The organism is Variovorax gossypii (genome assembly GCF_003965815.1).
GTDB classification, from domain to species: domain Bacteria; phylum Pseudomonadota; class Gammaproteobacteria; order Burkholderiales; family Burkholderiaceae_C; genus Variovorax; species Variovorax gossypii.
In genome coordinates this window covers 774,462-791,957 of sequence record NZ_RXOE01000001.1, presented here as the reverse complement: position 1 = coordinate 791,957, position 17,496 = coordinate 774,462, and the positions used below count along the sequence as shown (strand labels likewise).

The 17,496-nt window shown below is 65.6% G+C and carries 17 protein-coding genes and 1 tRNA gene; 6 read left to right on the top strand and 12 right to left on the bottom strand.

What is annotated here, in order from left to right; translation table 11 throughout:
- Positions 1–4 precede the first annotated feature (4 nt).
- The 5 genes from EJP69_RS03610 to lptF all read right to left on the bottom strand — a co-directional run bounded on the left by EJP69_RS03610 (position 5) and on the right by lptF (position 4,928).
- Positions 5–1,171: a pyridoxal phosphate-dependent aminotransferase gene (locus EJP69_RS03610; RefSeq protein WP_126468750.1), complete on the bottom strand. Its 1,167-nt coding sequence runs from the start codon at positions 1,169–1,171 to the stop codon at positions 5–7.
- A gap of 159 nt (positions 1,172–1,330) precedes the next feature.
- Complete coding sequence (locus tag EJP69_RS03605; protein WP_093195336.1) at positions 1,331–2,272, bottom strand: CysB family HTH-type transcriptional regulator; 942 nt, start codon at positions 2,270–2,272, stop codon at positions 1,331–1,333.
- Between the two features lie 63 nt (positions 2,273–2,335).
- Positions 2,336–2,698 (bottom strand): sirohydrochlorin chelatase, encoded by a 363-nt coding sequence (locus tag EJP69_RS03600; RefSeq protein WP_126468749.1) that lies wholly within the window; start codon positions 2,696–2,698, stop codon positions 2,336–2,338.
- Positions 2,695–3,807, bottom strand: a complete 1,113-nt coding sequence (gene lptG, locus EJP69_RS03595; protein WP_093195334.1) for an LPS export ABC transporter permease LptG — start codon at positions 3,805–3,807, stop codon at positions 2,695–2,697. The genes EJP69_RS03600 and lptG overlap by 4 nt, the downstream gene beginning before the upstream one ends.
- Positions 3,804–4,928 carry an LPS export ABC transporter permease LptF gene (gene lptF, locus EJP69_RS03590; protein WP_126468748.1) on the bottom strand — a complete coding sequence of 375 codons (1,125 nt, stop codon included), beginning with the start codon at positions 4,926–4,928 and terminating at the stop codon, positions 3,804–3,806. The genes lptG and lptF overlap by 4 nt, the downstream gene beginning before the upstream one ends.
- Positions 4,929–4,949: 21 nt before the next feature.
- Here lptF and EJP69_RS03585 point away from each other — a divergent pair, with 21 nt between their 5' ends.
- The 4 genes from EJP69_RS03585 (at position 4,950) to EJP69_RS03570 (ending at position 8,660) form a co-directional block, all read left to right on the top strand.
- Positions 4,950–6,470, top strand: coding sequence for a leucyl aminopeptidase (locus tag EJP69_RS03585; protein WP_126468747.1), 1,521 nt, complete (start codon positions 4,950–4,952; stop codon positions 6,468–6,470).
- Positions 6,467–6,907, top strand: a complete 441-nt coding sequence (locus EJP69_RS03580) for a DNA polymerase III subunit chi (protein ID WP_093195331.1) — start codon at positions 6,467–6,469, stop codon at positions 6,905–6,907. The genes EJP69_RS03585 and EJP69_RS03580 overlap by 4 nt, the downstream gene beginning before the upstream one ends.
- A 1-nt stretch (position 6,908) precedes the next feature.
- Entirely contained in the window at positions 6,909–7,304 is a 396-nt protein-coding gene (locus EJP69_RS03575) for a hypothetical protein (RefSeq protein ID WP_093195330.1), read from the top strand.
- A gap of 138 nt (positions 7,305–7,442) precedes the next feature.
- Positions 7,443–8,660 (top strand): branched-chain amino acid ABC transporter substrate-binding protein, encoded by a 1,218-nt coding sequence (locus EJP69_RS03570; protein WP_093195329.1) that lies wholly within the window; start codon positions 7,443–7,445, stop codon positions 8,658–8,660.
- Between the two features lie 68 nt (positions 8,661–8,728).
- On the opposite strand, the gene EJP69_RS03565 is transcribed toward EJP69_RS03570, so the two are convergent.
- The 5 genes from EJP69_RS03565 to EJP69_RS03545 form a co-directional block, all read right to left on the bottom strand.
- A complete protein-coding gene (locus tag EJP69_RS03565) occupies positions 8,729–9,118 on the bottom strand; it encodes a response regulator (protein ID WP_093195328.1) in 390 nt (129 codons plus the stop codon).
- A 90-nt stretch (positions 9,119–9,208) separates the two neighbouring features.
- Positions 9,209–9,493 (bottom strand): hypothetical protein, encoded by a 285-nt coding sequence (locus tag EJP69_RS03560; protein WP_240652021.1) that lies wholly within the window; start codon positions 9,491–9,493, stop codon positions 9,209–9,211.
- A 291-nt stretch (positions 9,494–9,784) separates the two neighbouring features.
- Positions 9,785–9,875 (bottom strand) — tRNA-Ser (locus tag EJP69_RS03555).
- 25 nt (positions 9,876–9,900) lie between these two features.
- Entirely contained in the window at positions 9,901–10,845 is a 945-nt protein-coding gene (locus EJP69_RS03550; protein WP_093195326.1) for an SPFH domain-containing protein, read from the bottom strand.
- Between the two features lie 40 nt (positions 10,846–10,885).
- Entirely contained in the window at positions 10,886–11,311 is a 426-nt protein-coding gene (locus EJP69_RS03545) for an NfeD family protein (RefSeq protein WP_093195325.1), read from the bottom strand.
- A gap of 216 nt (positions 11,312–11,527) precedes the next feature.
- Here EJP69_RS03545 and EJP69_RS03540 point away from each other — a divergent pair, with 216 nt between their 5' ends.
- Positions 11,528–13,837 carry an arginine/lysine/ornithine decarboxylase gene (locus EJP69_RS03540; protein WP_093195324.1) on the top strand — a complete coding sequence of 770 codons (2,310 nt, stop codon included), beginning with the start codon at positions 11,528–11,530 and terminating at the stop codon, positions 13,835–13,837.
- Positions 13,838–13,908: 71 nt separating this feature from the next.
- On the opposite strand, the gene EJP69_RS03535 is transcribed toward EJP69_RS03540, so the two are convergent.
- Both EJP69_RS03535 and fabI read right to left on the bottom strand, forming a co-directional pair.
- Positions 13,909–14,751 (bottom strand): DNA ligase, encoded by an 843-nt coding sequence (locus tag EJP69_RS03535; RefSeq protein WP_126468746.1) that lies wholly within the window; start codon positions 14,749–14,751, stop codon positions 13,909–13,911.
- A gap of 67 nt (positions 14,752–14,818) precedes the next feature.
- Positions 14,819–15,601: an enoyl-ACP reductase FabI gene (gene fabI / locus EJP69_RS03530; protein ID WP_126468745.1), complete on the bottom strand. Its 783-nt coding sequence runs from the start codon at positions 15,599–15,601 to the stop codon at positions 14,819–14,821.
- 37 nt (positions 15,602–15,638) lie between these two features.
- On the opposite strand from fabI, the gene EJP69_RS03525 reads away from it, so the two are divergent.
- Positions 15,639–17,468: an extracellular solute-binding protein gene (locus tag EJP69_RS03525; protein ID WP_126468744.1), complete on the top strand. Its 1,830-nt coding sequence runs from the start codon at positions 15,639–15,641 to the stop codon at positions 17,466–17,468.
- Positions 17,469–17,496 lie beyond the last annotated feature (28 nt).

Here is a 17,496-nt window from a genome sequence, read left to right as displayed (position 1 = left end):
GCCCTCAGAGCCGCGCCAGGCGGTCCAGCGCGGCCAGCAGCGTCTCGTCCTTCTTGGCGAAGCAGAAGCGCACCACCCGCTGGTCGAAGCCGTTGCCGTAGAAGGCCGACAGCGGAATGGCGGCCACGCCGATCTCGCGCGTGAGCCACAGGCAGAACTCGGCCTCGGACAGGTCGCTCACCTCCGAGATGTCGACGCACTGGAAGTAGCTGCCCTCGCTGCGCAGCAGCCTGAAGCGGGTCTTCTCGGCCAGGCCCGCGGCGAACAGGTCGCGCTTGCGCTGGTAGAAGGCCGGCAGCTCGAGGTAGGGCTTCGGCTCGGCCATGTATTGCGCGAGCGCGTGCTGCATCGGCGTGTTCACGGTGAACACGTTGAACTGGTGCACCTTGCGGAACTCGGCCATCAGCGGGGCCGGCGCGGCCACGTAGCCGACCTTCCAGCCGGTGACGTGATAGGTCTTGCCGAAGCTGCTGACGATGAAGCTGCGCGCGGCCAGGCCCGGGAAGCGCGCCACGCTCTCGTGGCGGGCGGCGTCGAACACCATGTGCTCGTAGACCTCGTCGCTGATGACGAACACGTCGGTGGGCGCGAGCAGCTCCTCGAGCCGCCGCATCTCGGCTTCGGTCCAGACCGTGGCACTCGGGTTGTGCGGCGTGTTGATGATGATGGCGCGCGTGCGAGTCGTGAGCGCGGCGGCGATCTTGTCGAAATCGGGGCGGAAAGTGCCCGGCACCAGCGGCACCCGCACCACGCTGCCGCCGGCCAGCTCGATGTTGGGCACGTAGCTGTCGTAGCAGGGCTCGAGCACGATCACCTCGTCGCCCGGACGCACCACCGCGAGGATGGCCGTGATGATCGCCTGCGTGGCGCCGGCTGTGACGGTGATCTCCGTGGCCGGGCTGTAGTCATGGCCGTACTGCGCCGAGATCTTGGCCGAGATGGCTTCGCGCAGCGCCGGAATGCCCGGCATCGGCGGGTACTGGTTGTGGCCTGCCGCCATCGCGGCCGTCACGTCCTCGAGCAGCTTCGGGTCGCAGTTGAAATCGGGGAAGCCCTGGCCCAGGTTGACCGCGTTCTTCTCGGCGGCCAGCGCCGACATCACGGTGAAGATGGTGGTGCCGACGGCCGGCAGCTTGGTGCCGACTTCGGGTGTGCGTGGTGGCGTGCTCATGATGTTTGTGATTTCTTCAACTGTTGTTCCGCATGCCACTTGCTCGTCGCTGCCTCTTCCAGAAACACCGCGGAACCGGCTTTGCCGGGCCGCAGGTGTTGCCCCCGGGAGGGGGTGGCGAAGCGACACGAAGTGCGCGAAGCCTGGGGGTGATCCTGTTTACAGCTCGTAGTCTTGTTGGTGGCCGCTCAAGGCCTTGGCGATCAGGTTGCGGTCGAGGCGGTCGGAGAGCAGCTCCGCGAACTTGAAGACGAAGTTGCGCAGATAGGCGCTGCGCTTGAACGCGACCCGCGCGATATTCTGGCCGAACACATGGCCCATCGGGCGCACCACGAGGTCGGCATTCGACTCGTCGCGCACAGCCATTTCGGCCACGATGCCCACGCCCAGCCCGAGGCGCACGTAGGTCTTGATCACGTCCGAGTCGATGGCTTCGAGCGCGATGCGCGGCGTGAGCTTCTTCTGCGCGAACGCGTGGTCGATGCGCGTGCGGCCGGTGAACGACGGGTGGTACGTGATGATCGGCTCGCTCGCCAGGTCTTCCAGCGAGATGCGCTCCTTGGAGGCCAGCGGGTGGTCCTTGGGGAGCACCAGCACGTGCTGCCATTCGTAGCAGGGCAGGGTCACCAGCTCGGCGTAGCCGTCGAGCGACTCGGTGGCGATGCCGATCTCAGCGATTTCGTCGATCACCATGCGTGCCACCTGGTCGGGCGAGCCCTGGTGCAGGCTCACGTTGACCTTGGGGTAGGCTTCGCGCAGGTTGGCCACCGGCACCGGCAGCACGTAGCGCGCCTGGGTGTGGGTGGTGGCGATGGAGAGGGTGCCGCTGTCCTGGGCGCTGAACTGCTCGCCGATGCGCTTGAGGTTGCCCACCTCGCGCATGATGAGCTCGATGCTGGCGATGACGTGCTGGCCCGGCTCGGTGACGCGCTTCAGCCGCTTGCCGTGGCGCGCGAAGATCTCGACGCCCAGTTCTTCCTCGAGTTCGATGATGGCCTTGGATACACCGGGCTGCGAGGTGTGCAGCGCCTTGGCCGCCTCGGTGAGGTTCAGGTTGCGCCGCACGGCTTCCTGAACAAACTTGAACTGATGCAGATTCATATCAAATTCCGTCTTATTGCGGAATTCATTATGCCTTCAGAATCTATTGAAATTGCCGGATGTTCAGGATTTGACCGCAATCCTTGCCAGGAGATCGACCAGTTCGGGCTCTTCACCCACGATCCGGGCAAGCGTGAAGCCGATGGCGGGCCAGCGCTGGCGCAGCGCATCGAGTTGGTGCGGCAGGTCTTCGCGGGCGTGCTTGCCCATTCCCAGGAAGAGAGGAACGACGCGGATGGCGGTGGCGCCGTCGGCAACCAGCGTCGCCACGGCCGTGGGCAGGTCGGGCTCGGCCAGTTCCATGTAGGCGCAGGCCACGCGGGCATCGGGCTCGTCGGCTAGCACCCGCGCGGCAACGGCCTCGATGGGCTGGCGCCAACGCTCGTCGCGCGAGCCGTGCGCCAGCAGGACGATGCCCCGCGTCATCGTCGCAGCACGAGCCAGCTGAAGGCCGTGAGCGACATCACCGAATAGATCATCCCGGGTGCCGCCGCCGTGAGCCAGGGCGACCAGTTGCTGAGATTGCCCAGGTAGCCGAACACGTTGTTCAGCAGGAAGAAACTGATGCCGATCATCACGCCGCCGAACACGTAGGTGGTGATGCCGGCCTGGCGGAAGTGCAGGTAGGCGAAGGGCAGGGCGAGCACCACCATCACCAGGCACGACAGCGGGTAGAACACCTTGCGCCAGAACTCGATCTCGTAGCGCTGCGCGGTCTGGCCGTTGGCGTCGAGGTGGCGGATGTAGTCGAACAGGTCGATAGTGCTCATCCGGTCGGGGCGAAGCAGCGCGACCGACACCATTTCCCCGGTCAGCGAGGTCGGCCAGTTCACCTGCGGGATCTTGGTGGTGACGATGTGCGCCTGCTCCGCCGAGCTGCGGGTGTCGTACTTCTGCTCGGCAACGTCGGTGAGCAGCCAGTGGCCGTCGTTGCCGATGGTGGCCGAGGCGGCGACGATCTGGGTCTTGATGTAGCCGTTGTCGTCGAACTCGAAGATGCGTGGGTTCTTCAGCGCGCCCTTGCGGTCGATGGCCAGCACGTTCACGGCGTAGGAGGCGTTGTCCCGCTTTTCCTTGAGCCAGGCACCCGTGTTGCCGGCCAGCGAGTAGGTGCCCTGGTACCTGGCCTTGAGCAGCTGGCCCGTGCGCTCGGAAGCCGGCGCCACGTAGTCGCCGATGGCGAAGGTCAGCACCACGAAGCCGATGCCCAGCAGCAGCAGGGTGCGCAGCGCGCGCCAGGGGCCCAGCCCGCTGGTGCGCAGGATGGTGTATTCGGAGCTCTGCGCCAGCCGGGCCATGACGAAGATCGAGCCGATCAGCACGGTGATCGGCAGCAGTTCGTAGAGATGGCTCGGGACCAGCAGGGTCACGTAGACCAGCGCCTGCGCGGGCCCGTAGTTCAGGCTGTCGGGCTTGCCGATGGACTGCAGTTCGTCGACGAAGTCGAAGAAGAAGAAGAGGCACAGGAAGCCGAGCGTCACGAACGCGACGGCCTTGAGCACCTCGACGTAGATCAGGCGTCTTATCGTTTTCACGTGGGTTCGATCTTGGGTGTGGGCGACACGGCGCGAGTCGACGGGTTCGACCTGATCCGCCGGCCCCAGTTGTTCTGGCGAGCGCCGAGCCATGCCAGGTTGATCAGCAGCACGCCGCCGTGCAGCATCAGCATGAAGCCGCCCATGCCGTACTTGCCTGAGCTGATCCAGCTCTGACCCAGGTTGAGCATGTTGTAGTAGACGACGAACGCGAACAGCGCGAGCAGCAGGTTGCCGCTGCGGCCGACGCGCGGGTTGGCGCTGGACACGTTCAGCGCCAGCAGCACGAAGTTGACGGCCGCCAGCAGCATGCCGATGCGCCAGGCCAGTTCGCCACGGCTGGGGGCGCCGGCGTCGGTCAGCAGGGACAGCGTCGTGCGCGCGCGCGGCGGCGTCGCGTCGTTGACCAGGCCGGAGTTGCCGCCGGCGCGGGTGCCGTAGGTCTTGAACTCGCTGATCTTCAGGCCGGTGGCCGCCATCGGCTGCTCGAGCCGCTGGCCGTTGTTGAGCAGCAGGTAGCGCGAATCGCCGATGTTCTCGATGCTGCCACTGCGCGCCGAGGTGGTGATCTGCATGTTGCGCTCGATCGACCAGATGAAGACGTTGGTGGCCTTGGAGTTGTCCGGCGTCTCCTTGTCGATGAAGAACACGCGCACCCGGCCGGCGGATTCGCGGAACTCACCCGGCGCCACGCGCTCGATGTCGCTGCGCTGCTCGTACTGCTTGCGCATGCCGATGGTCTGCGAGTTGGCCCAGGGCCAGCCCACCAGCGCCATCACGGCGATCAGGATCAGCACCGGCCAGGCGAAGCGGAACAGCGGCTTGACGAAGTCGGCCAGGCCGCGCCCGCTGGAGAACCAGATGACCATCTCGCTGTCGCGGTACATGCGCGAGAGGGTGCCGACGATGGCGATGAACAGGCTCAGACTCAGGATGGTCGGCATGTAGCCGAGCACCGTGTAGGTCATGACCAGGAACACCTCCTGCGGGTTCACACTGCCCTTGGACGCGAGCCCGAGGGTGCGGATGAGCATCATGGTCATCACGATGGTGACCAGTACCACGAGGGTCGCTCCGAAGCTGCGGGACAGCTCCTTGCGTAGGGAAGAATGGAATAACATCGTTCGAGGAAAAAAAGGATTATGGACTTTCAACTCAAGACCCTCACCGTTTCCCAGGCCGCAGCCGAGAAATCCGATGTCCTGATCGTGCTCGTCGGCAGCGCTCCTCCCGCCTCCAAAGACCCGCTTTCGGTGCTTGCCGCCAGTGCCCGCAAGGCCGGCGACCTGCCCGACAAGGCCGGCAAGCTGCTCGCGCTCTACCGTCCGGAAGACGTCGTGGCCGCCCGCGTGGTGCTCGCCGCCATCGGCGACGGCAAGCCGGCCTCGGTGCGCACGGGCGTCGTCGCGGCGATCAACGCGGCCAAGGCCCAGGCGCCCAAGCGCGTGACCCTGGTGTTCGCGCAGCCCGCCGACGGCGCTGCGGTGGCTTGCGCCGTCACGGCGGCGGCCGAAGCCAGCTATGTCTACACCACCACCAAGTCGAAGGCCGAACCCCGCAGCATCCGCCAGCTGACCGTCGGCGTGGCCGATGCCGCCGCGGTCGCCGGCGCGTTCGACCAGGCCCGTGCCACCGTCCGGGGCATCGAGCTCGCCAAGGAATGGGGCAACCGGCCCGCCAACCACGCCACTCCCACGCTGCTGGGCGAGGCCGCCAAGGAGCTGGCGAAGCTCCCGAACATCAAGTGCGAAGTGCTGGGCCCGAAGGAGGTCGAGAGGCTCGGCATGGGCTCCTTCGCCGCCGTGGCCCAGGGCTCGGCCGAGCCGCTGCGCTTCATCGTGCTGCGCTACCACGGGGCTCCCAAGGACCAGGCGCCGGTGGTGCTGGTCGGCAAGGGCATCACCTTCGACACCGGCGGCGTCTCGCTCAAGCCGGCTGCCGAGATGGACGAGATGAAGTTCGACATGTGCGGCGCGGCCAGCGTGCTCGGCACCTTCCGCGCTCTGGGCGACATCCAGCCCGCCATCAACGTCGTCGGTCTCATTCCCTCGTGCGAGAACATGAACGACGGCCGCTCGGTGAAGCCGGGCGACGTGGTGACCAGCATGAGCGGCCAGACCATCGAGGTGCTCAACACCGACGCCGAGGGCCGGCTCATCCTGTGCGACGCGCTGACCTACGCCAAGCGCTTCGAGCCGGCCGCGGTGATCGACATCGCCACGCTGACGGGCGCCTGCGTGATCGCGCTGGGCGGCGTGCGCAGCGGACTGTTCGCCAGCGACGACACGCTCGCCGCCGCGCTCGAAGCCGCCGGAGAAACCTCGCAGGATCGCTGCTGGCGCATGCCGCTGGACGACGACTACGCCGAAGGGCTGAAGAGCAACTTCGCCGACGTGGCCAATATCGCCGGCCGCGCGGGCGGCGCCATCACCGCGGCGAAGTTCCTGCAACGCTTCACCAGTGACTTCGCCTGGGCGCACCTTGACATCGCCGGGACCGCCTGGAAGAGCGGGGCGGCCAAGGGCTCGACTGGCCGTCCGGTGGGCCTGCTGGTGTCCTACCTGACGAGCCGCGCGGGCAGCGGCGACGCATCGGGCAAGGCGAAGCCCAGGAAGGCCAAGGCCGCCGAGGCCGCGGGCAAGAAGGCACGGTCCGCGAAGTGACGGAAATCGGCTTTCACTACAACGCGCGCGACAAGCTGAACTACGCCTGCCGGCTGGTTCGCAAGGCCGTGAACACGCGCGGCCTGCGCGTGGTGGTGGTGGGTGATGCGCGCTCGCTCGACGCGGTGGATGCGGCGCTCTGGCAGCTCTCGCCGGTGGACTTCGTCGCGCATTGCCGCGACGACGCGCCGGCCCACGTCGTCGCGCGCTCGCCCGTGGTGCTGTCGGCGCAGGGAGCCGATGCGGCCTCGCTGCCGCACCGCGAGATGCTGGTGAATCTGGGCCTCGAAGTGCCTGCGGGCTTCGAGCGCTACGAACGCATGATCGACATCGTGAGCGACGAGGCCAACGACCGCCAGGTCGGCCGTTCTCGCTGGCGCCACTATGCCGATCGTGGCTACACCATCCAGCCGCACGACTTCGCAAAGAGTTCCTGACATGGCCAGCACGCTGCGCACACCGCCCCGGTTCGTTCCCACGCTGACGACGGTGCTCGAGGTTCCGGCTGAGCCCGCGAGTCCCGAGCCGCAGGTCGCGCAGGCGCCTCAGCCGGATCCGGCGAGTTCGATGGCATTGCCTCCGGCCGCGCAGCTCTCGCAGGCGGAAATCGTCAGCCTCGAAGAGCAGTTGCTGCATCGCGTGCTGCAGCGCGTCGACCTGTCGCTGGAAGAGCGTTTGAGCGACACCGTGTCAGCTGCCGTTCAGCATCAGCTCGATGCGATGGTGCCGCGTCTGCGCAATGAAATCGAGGCCGTTTTGCGCGCGCTTGTGATCGAGGCAATGGCCGCTGAACTCAGCGAAAACACCGGGTCTACGCCAGCTTCCGGGGCCTGAATACTGGGCTAAACTGCGCCGCAGGTCGGAAGGGCGTGAGGGTGCCGCTGGTCTGCGGCGCGAAACTTGCGAGGTCTGCGCGCCCGGATCGTACGACCGGTGTTTTTTATTCTTTTCATCCAAGTTCTGGAGGTTCCCATGCAATTGAAATGGACTGCGGTCGCACTGGCTGCAATCACGCTCGTGGCTTGCGGCAAGAAGGAAGAAGCTGCTGCTCCCGCTGCAGCGCCCGCGCCAACGGCCGCGGCCCCGGCGGCTGCACCTGCACCCGCACCTGCCGGAGACACCCTGGTCATCAAGATCGGTCACGTGGCACCTACCAGCGGTCCCATTGCCCACCTCGGCAAGGACAACGAGTTCGGCGCCAAGATGGCCATCGAAGACCTGAATGCAAAGGGCCTCAAGGTTGGCGACAAGGTTGCCAAGTTCGAACTGGTCGCCGAAGACGACGCAGGCGATCCGAAGCAAGGCACGGCCGTTGCCCAGAAGCTCGTGGACGAAAAGGTCAACGGCGTGGTCGGTCACCTGAATTCGGGCACCACCATCCCCGCCTCGAAGCTGTACAGCGACGCCGGCATTCCCCAGATCTCGCCTTCGGCAACCAACCCGAAGTACACGCGCCAGGGCTTCAAGACCACGTTCCGCGTGGTGGCTGACGACACGCAGCTCGGCGGCACGCTGGGCAAGTACGCCGTCGAAACGCTCAAGGGCAAGAACATCGCCGTGATCGACGACCGCACCGCCTACGGCCAGGGCGTCGCCGAAGAGTTCGAGAAGGCGGCCAAGGCTGCTGGCGCCACCATCGTGGGCCACGAATTCACCACCGACAAGTCGACCGACTTCAACGCCATCCTGACCAAGCTGAAGGCTGCCAAGCCCGACGTGCTGTTCTTCGGCGGCATGGACGCCGTCGGCGGCCCGATGCTCAAGCAGGTCAAGCAACTGGGCCTGAACGTCAAGTTCATGGGTGGCGACGGCCTGTGCACCGGCGAGCTGCCGAAGCTGGCTGGCGATGCCATCGGCGAAGACATGGTGGTGTGCGCGGAAGCCGGCGGCGTGGACGGCGACTTCAAGCAGCCGCTGGAAGACTTCAAGGCCAAGTTCAAGACCAAGAACGGCGTCGAAGTGCAGATCTATGCACCGTACGTGTACGACGCGGTCAACGTGCTGGCCGAAGCCATGGTGAAGGCCGGTTCGTCCGACCCCGCCAAGTACCTGCCCGAAGTCGGCAAGGTGCAATACAAGGGCGTGACCGGCCCGATCGCCTTCGACGAGAAGGGCGACATCAAGAACGGCGCGCTGACGCTGTACACCTACAAGGGTGGTGCGCGTACCCAGATCGCCGTGGTGCGCTGATTCGCTCCGGCACAAAAGAGAAAAGGGCCTTCGGGCCCTTTTTTCATGCCCGCTTCAATGGCAGGCGGTCAGAGCGGCGCAAGGCCCGAGGGGCGGTTGGCGTTGCAGTACTCGATGAACGCATCGAGGTCGCGCGACTTGTCGAACACCGCATCCGCACCTAGCGCAGTGCAGCGCGCCCTGATGTCCGCCGTCACGTAGTTGCTGAGCACCACCACCCGCTGGCTGGGCTTGCGGTCCCTGCAGCCGCCGAGAACGCCGAGGCCGGAGCCTTCCTTCAGGAAGAGATCGACGATCAGCAGTTGCCAGCCATCAGGGTGTTCGGCGAGCCACGCCAGGGCTTCCGTCTCGGTTTCGGCGAAGCCGACCACCCGGCCGTTGACCAGATCCTCCAGTGCCGGGACCAGGTTGTCCCTGATGGTCTTGTTGTCCTCGACGAGGAACGTGATGAGGGCCATGCCGTGGTTTCGCTTTGAGAACGAATAGCGTAGCGTGCCTGACGCCCGCCCGGCGTAGGAGAAGGGATACGGACGCGGTCCGGTGCGAGGTCAGTCCGCGCCTTCTGCGCGGATCTTCGCCTTGAGCTTCTCGGCCAGCGCCTGGCTTTCGTCTCGCTCGGCCGTCACCTCGAGGCGCTTCTCGATTTCCTCGCTCAACGCGGCGTTGACCTCGGCGAGCTTCTCGGCCGACTTGGCCAGCTTTTCCTCGAGCTGGCTGGTGTGCTCGATGGCCTGCGCCACCTCGCCGACCTGCACTTCCTCGGGCAGCTCCTGCTCGAGCACCGTGTTCACCACGGCGAGGTTGTCCGACGCCCGCTGAACATCCGCCGCCACCTGTTCGCTCTTTTCCAGGGTTTGGTCCAGCGGCGTCGTGCCGCGAGACGGTTTTTGCGGTTTTCCGGCCATCGGGGATCCTTTGCTGGCGTGAAATTAGAACCTTCGGATCGTAGCTCCAGACGGGAGGGGCCGGTTGCCCATGTCCCGGTTGTTGCAAAGCAACGCCTTGCCGTTCTTCAAACGGAGAGAGGGAGAGAGGGCCGGACGACAAAAAAGCCCAGGCGCTTGTGGCGACTGGGCTTCCTGTGTCGTTCGAGTGTCCGTGAACGGTTACGAACAATCAATCTCTGGCGGAGCAGGCGGGATTCGAACCCGCGGAGGGCTATTAACCCTCACACGCTTTCCAGGCGTGCGACTTAAACCGCTCATCCACCGCTCCTGAGCCCACGATTGTAGCAGTCAGTTCAGCCCTGATTTGCCTGACCTTGCACCGAAGACTTGCCGGCCTGCACCATCCGCATCGCCGAAGCGATGAGCGTGGCGGTTTCGGTCATGTTGCTGGGCACGATCAGTGTGGTCTTGGAGTCGGCCGCGACCTTGCCGTAGGCGTCGACGGCGCGCTCGGCCACCTTGAGCTGCACGGCCTGCTCGCCGCCGGGCTGGCGGATGGCAGCCGCCACGCGCTCGATGGCGTCCGCAGTTGCCGTGGCCACCGCCGTGATGGCGGCGGCTTCACCCTGGGCGTTGTTGATCTGCGCCTGCTTCTCGCCCTCGGAGCGGGCGATGAAGGCCTCGCGCTCGCCGGTGGCGATGTTGATCTGCTCCTGGCGGCGGCCTTCGGAGGCGGCGATCAGCGCGCGCTTTTCGCGTTCGGCGGTGATCTGGCGCTGCATCGCCTGCAGGATCTCCTTGGGCGGGGTCAGGTCCTTGATTTCATAGCGCAGCACCTTCACGCCCCAGTTGAGCGCCGCCTCGTCGATCGCAGCCACCACCTGGGCATTGATGACGTCGCGCTCCTCGAAGGTCTTGTCGAGCTCCAGCTTGCCGATCACGCTGCGCAGGGAGGTCTGCGCGAGCTGGGTCACGGCCACGATGTAGTTCGACGAGCCGTAGCTGGCGCGCATCGGGTCGGTAACCTGGAAATACAGGATGCCGTCGACCTGCAGCTGCGTGTTGTCGCGCGTGATGCAGATCTGGCTCGGCACGTCGAGCGGGATTTCCTTCAGGCTGTGCTTGTAGGCCACCCGGTCGATGAACGGAATCAGGAAGTTGGGGCCGGGCGTCATCGTGCCGTGGTACTTGCCCAGCCGCTCGCGGATCCAGGCGTTCTGCTGCGGCACGAACTTGACCGACTGGCTGATGAAGATGATCGCGATGACCAGGATGATGAGAGGTACCGAGAATTCCATGGTGCGCTTCCTTTTCTGAGTTCCACCTACGACGGACTGACTAAACCTTGTCGACCACCAGCCGGCTGCCGACCACCTCGACCACGCGGTGCTCGCCGGTGGAGGGCGTGCGGCCCGCGCGCTGGATCACGGTCCATTGCGCGCCGCGATAGCGCACCGTCGCCGTGCCGTCGGGGTTCCAGGCATCGACCTGCACGGTCTCGCCGATGTCGAGGTTCACGTCGCGGTTGGCTTCGGTGGGCGGGGCGGGAGGGCGCTTGCGCTGGATCGTGTACCAGACCAGCACGGCCCCCACGCCGATGACGGCGGCCACGATGAGTTGGGTGACGGTGCCGAAGCCCAGGTGCGCCGCGATGGCCGCGGCCGCGAAACCGGCTGCCAGCAGGAGAAGATAGACGGTGCCCGAGAGCAGCTCGACCACGATGGCCGCCCCCGCAATCAGCCACCAGACAGTGGAATTCGCCATGTCGACTCCTCTTGTTACTTGTTCGATGCGCGCCATTCTGATGCATTCGCTTCAAGCGCTTGCCGTGCGTAGGGGTACTGTGCCGGAGACTGCAAAAGAGGCCTTGCCTGACTGCTCCGGATGGCTTGCGCGAAGCCGACCGGATCCGTCATCCGAATTCCGTACACTTCGCGCCTCGCCACATTGCTGTCTGTCTGCCTGTCCGGAGCCCCGCTCATGAAATTCCGCTTTCCCATCGTCATCATCGACGAGGACTTCCGCTCCGAAAACACTTCGGGTCTCGGCATCCGCGCGCTCGCGCAGGCCATCGAGACGGAGGGTTTCGAGGTGCTGGGCGTCACCAGCTACGGCGACCTGAGCCAGTTCGCCCAGCAGCAAAGCCGTGCCAGCGCCTTCATCCTGTCGATCGACGACGAGGAGTTCACCATCGGCCCCGACCTCGATCCGGCCGTGTTGAACCTGCGCACCTTCATCGGCGAAGTCCGGCGCAAGAACGCCGACGTGCCGATCTACATCTACGGCGAGACCAAGACCTCGCGCCACCTGCCGAACGACATCCTGCGCGAGCTGCACGGCTTCATCCACATGTTCGAGGACACGCCCGAGTTCGTGGCGCGCCACATCATCCGCGAGGCCAAGAGCTACCTCGAGAGCGTGCAGCCGCCGTTCTTCAAGGCGCTGATCGACTACGCGGAAGACGGCTCGTACTCGTGGCACTGCCCGGGCCACTCGGGCGGCGTGGCGTTCCTCAAGAGCCCGGTGGGCCAAATGTTCCACCAGTTCTTCGGCGAGAACATGCTGCGTGCCGACGTCTGCAACGCGGTGGAAGAGCTGGGCCAGCTGCTCGACCACACCGGCCCGGTGGCGGCCAGCGAGCGCAATGCGGCGCGCATCTTCAATGCCGACCACTGCTTCTTCGTGACCAACGGCACCAGCACCAGCAACAAGATGGTGTGGCACCACACGGTGGCGCCGGGCGACGTGGTGGTGGTCGACCGCAACTGCCACAAGTCGATCCTGCACGCGATCATCATGACCGGCGCGATTCCGGTGTTCATGAAGCCCACGCGCAACCACTTCGGCATCATCGGACCCATTCCGAAGAGCGAGTTCGAGCAGAGCGCCATCAAGGCCAAGATCAAGGCCAACCCGCTGCTGGCCGACGTGGATGCCGACAAGGTCAAGCCGCGCGTGATGACGCTCACGCAGTCGACCTACGACGGCGTGATCTACAACACCGAGACCATCAAGAACATGCTCGACGGCTACGTCGACACGTTGCACTTCGACGAGGCTTGGCTGCCGCACGCGGCCTTCCACCCGTTCTACGGTGCCTACCACGCGATGGGCAAGCGCCGCGTGCGACCGAAGGAGTCGCTGGTGTTCGCGACGCAGTCCACCCACAAGCTGCTCGCCGGCATCAGCCAGGCCAGCCATGTGCTGGTGCAGGACTCGCAGAACCGCCAGCTCGACCGCGACCTCTTCAACGAGGCCTACCTGATGCACTCGTCGACCAGCCCGCAGTACGCGATCATCGCGAGCTGCGACGTGGCCGCCGCCATGATGGAGCCGCCCGGCGGCACCGCCCTGGTGGAGGAGAGCATCCTCGAGGCGCTGGACTTCCGCCGCGCCATGCGCAAGGTCGAGGACGAGTTCGGCAAGGACGAGTGGTGGTTCAAGGTCTGGGGCCCCGAAAAGCTCGTAGAGGAGGGCATCGGCCGTGCGGAAGACTGGATCATGCACGGCGAGAAGAACGGCCAGCCCAAGGGCAAGAGCAAGGGCAAGAATTCGCCGCGCAACTGGCACGGCTTCGGCGAACTGGCCGACGGCTTCAACATGCTCGACCCGATCAAGTCGACCATCGTCACGCCGGGCCTCGACCTCGAAGGCAACTTCGCCGAGACCGGCATTCCGGCCAGCGTGGTGACCAAGTTCCTCGCCGAGCACGGCGTGATCGTGGAGAAGACGGGCCTCTACAGCTTCTTCATCATGTTCACCATCGGCATCACCAAGGGCCGCTGGAACACGCTGCTGACGGCGCTGCAGCAGTTCAAGGACGACTACGCGCGCAACCAGCCGATGTGGCGCATCCTGCCGGAGTTCTGCCAGCAGCACCCCGGCTACGAGCGCCTGGGCCTGCGCGACCTTTGCCACCACATCCACCAGCTGTACGCGCGCTACGACGTGGCCCGCCTCACGACCGAGATGTACCTGAGCGACCTGACGCCGGCCATGAAGCCCAGCGACGCCTTCGCCCACATTGCACACCGCAAGACCGAGCGCGTGGAAATCGACGACCTCGAGGGCCGCATCACCACCAGTCTGATCACGCCGTACCCGCCGGGCATTCCGCTGCTGATTCCGGGCGAGGTGTTCAACAAGAAGATCGTCGACTACCTCAAGTTCTCGCGCGAGTTCAACACGCAGTGCCCGGGCTTCGAGACCGACATCCACGGCCTGGTGGCGCGCGTCGACGAGACGGGCAAGAAGCGCTACTACGCGGACTGCGTCAAGGAATCGAAGTAACCGGTCAGCGGGGCTGAGGTGGGCTGAAGGGCCGATACCGGCCCGGTCGGTCGGTCGATCGGGTCGATCGATCAGCCCTCGCGCACCCGCATGAAGCGCGCGAAGCGGGGCAGGCCCTTGGCGGTGAGGCCGTTGTAGCGGTAGGTCACCCAGGTGCCGATGGCGGGCGGGTTTTCGCGCTCGGCGTCGGTGAGGCCGGTGCCGAGCCTGAAGCGCTTGCCGTCGGGCGTCTCGACCACCAGCGCGCCCAGCCGGGAGCCATGCCTGCCCTTGCCGGGCACATGCTCGATCACCCGGGCTTCGGCATCCTCGTAGGGCTTGACCTTGAGCAGGTCGTTGCTGCGCTCGCCCTTGTAGAGCGAAGCGCCGCGGTGGAGCATCAGGCCTTCGCCGCCCATCTTCACCGTCTTGTCGAGCAGCGCCTGCAGCGCCTCGTGCGTGGTCGCGCGCTCCTGCGGCACCGGCACGACCCACGGTGCGCCGGTGACAGGCAGAAGCTTGCGCAGGGCCGCCAGCCGCGCCGTGAAATCGCCGGGCTGCGTGGGCAGGTCGAACACCATGAAGCGCATCTCGTGCCACGCGATGTCGTTGGGCGTCTGGTTGCGTGCCGTCGACACCGCGTGCGAGAACCGGCCCCGGCCCGCCCAGAGTTCGCCGTCGAGCGGCTGTGTCGGCAGCGGGGTGGTGAACCATGCCGGCGCGACGATCTTCTCGCCGCCGCGCGTCCAGAGCTGCTGGCCGTCCCAGTAGGCGCGCACGCCGTCGTACTTCTCGCTCACCCAGTAGTCCGCCAGCGACATGCCTGGGCGGTATGTCTCGGCCAGCATGAGCAATGGGGCGGACTCGCGCGCGAGCACAGCCGGCGCGATGGCCAGGCCGAAGGCGGCGAGCAGCAGGGAGCGGCGGTTCAGCACGTTGCTATGAAATGAATAGCGAAAAAAGGCCGCTCGAGCGGCCGTAGCGCAGCAGGCGTCGGCGGGGTTATTCGGCCATTCCGCCGACCACGTTGCTGAAGCCGCCGTCCACGTAGGTGATCTCGGCCGTCACGCCGCTGGCCAGGTCGCTCAGCAGGAAGGCGGCGACGTTGCCGACTTCCTCGATGGTCACGTTGCGGCGGATCGGCGATGCGTCGGCCACCGCCGCCAGCATTTTGCCGAAGCCCTTGATGCCGCTGGCGGCCAGCGTCTTGATGGGGCCCGCGCTGATGCCGTTCACGCGCATGCCCTTGGGGCCGAGCGAGGCGGCCGTGTAGCGAACCGAGGCTTCGAGCGAGGCCTTGGCCAGGCCCATGGTGTTGTAGTTGGGCAGGGCACGCTCGGCGCCCAGGTAGGTCAGCGTGAGCAGGGCCGACTTGTCGTTGAGATAGGGCAGGGCCGCCTTGGCCATGGCCGGGAAGCTGTATGCGCTGATGTCGTGCGCGACCTTGAAGCCTTCGCGCGAGAGCCCGTCGAGGAAGTCGCCCGCGATGGCCTCGCGCGGGGCGAAGCCGATGCTGTGCACGAAGCCGTCGAACCTGGGCCAGGCCTGAGAAAGATCGGCGAAGAGCTTGTCGATCTGCGCATCGTCGCTCACGTCGCAGTCGAAAATCAGCTTCGAGCCGAAGTCTGCGGCATATTCGGTGATACGGTCCTTGAATCGCTCGCCGACATAGCTGAAGGCGAGTTCCGCGCCCTGGTCGTGACAGGCCTTGGCAATGCCATAAGCAATGGAGCGATTGCTCAATACACCGGTGATCAGCAGTTTCTTGCCCGAAAGAAAGCCCATGAGGTTGCCTTATGAAAATCTTGGGCAGAATTCTCGCATGCGTCTTCTCGGAGTCTGGTGGTTGATGGTGTGTGCGGTACCCGCCTGGGCCGCGCACGGATATGCCCTCTGGGATGACCTGAAATACGCCCCCGGCTTCAAGGCCTTCGACTACGTGAACGCCGATGCGCCCAAGGGCGGCGAGCTGCGGCTGGTGAGCAACCTGCGCGTCTCCACCTTCGACAAGTACAACCCCTTCACGATCAAGGGTACGGCGCCGGCCTACCTCGACAGCCTGATGTTCGACACGCTGCTGACCGGCGCGATGGACGAGACCGGCTCCGGCTACGGGCTGCTTGCCGAAGACGTCACCGTGGCCCCAGATCGTCGCAGCGTCACTTTCCGCCTGCGTCCCGAGGCGAAGTTCCACAACGGCAAGCCGGTCGAGGCGGCCGACGTGAAGCACAGCTACGACACGCTCATCGGCCCCTTCACCTCGCCGGGCTACAAGACGCTGCTGCAGGAGGTCGACGGGGCCGACGTGCTCGATGCGCGGACCATCCGCTTCCGCTTCAAGACGGTCAACCGCGAACTGCCGTTGATCGTGGGGGGGCTGCCGGTCTTCAGCCGCGCATGGGGCGTGGAGAACGGCAAGGCCAAGCCCTTCGACCAGGTGGTGATGGACATTCCCATCGGCAGTGGCGCATACAAGATCGGTCCGGTGCGCTTCGGCAAGGACATCACCTATGTGCGCGACCCCGGCTACTGGGGGCGCGACCTGCCGGTGAACCGCGGCTCCCACAACTTCGACCGCATCACCGTCAAGATCTACAAGGACAACACGGCCCGGCTCGAGGCGTTGAAGGCCGGTGAGTTCGACATGATGAGCTTCTACTCGGCCGGCGACTGGGCGAGGCGGGTGAACGGCAAGCGGTTCACCACGGGCGAGCTCATCAAGCACGAGTTCCCGCACAAGAAGCCCGCGGGCTTCCAGAGCTTCGTGCTCAACAGCCGGCGCGACAGGCTCAGCGATCCGCGCGTTCGCGAGGCGCTTGGCTTGGCACTCGACTACGAGTGGATGAACCGGCAGATGTTCTACAACGGCTACCCGCGCGTGAAGGACCTGTTCGGCAACACGGACTGCGAGGCCCAGGGGCTGCCTTCGCCCGAGGAAAAGGCGTTGCTCGAGCCCTGGCGCGGCAAGATTCCCGATGCGAGCTTCGGTCCGATGTACGCCCCGCCCACCACGGAGGGCGAAGGCAATTCGCTTCGCAACAACCTGCGCCGCGCCCGCGACCTGCTCAAGCAGGCCGGCTGGGAATACCGCGACGGCGCGCTTCGCAACGCCAAGGGCGAGGCGATGAGGCTGGAATACCTCGACAGCAAGGAGGGCGGCGTGCGAACCGTATCGCCCTGGATGCGCAACCTCGAGAAGCTCGGCATCGCCCTGAACTTCGCGACCGTCGACTTCGCTCTCTACCAGGAGCGCCTCGATCGCTTCGACTTCGACATCACGACCATCAACTTCCAGGGCACCAACAACCCCGGCCAGCAGCTGCTCGAGATCTTCGGCAGCAAGGCGGCGAAGACGGAAAGCTCCGGCAACTTCATGGGCGTATCGACGCCGGCGGTCGACGCCTTGCTCAAGGACATCGTCAACGCCGACAGCAAGGCCGAGCTGCTGCCCGCCTGCCGTGCGCTCGACCGGGTGATCATGCACAGCCACTACCTCATTCCCCAGTGGACGCTGAGCTCGCACCGCATCGTCTACGACGACTGGCGGCTCTCGTTCAAGGCGCCGATGCCTCCGTACGCCAACGGCGAGGACTGGGTCATGGGCACCTGGTGGGCCAAGCCGGCTCGCAAGTCGGCGGAATCGGCCCCCTAGGCCCGAACAGAGAAAAGAAGGTAACCGG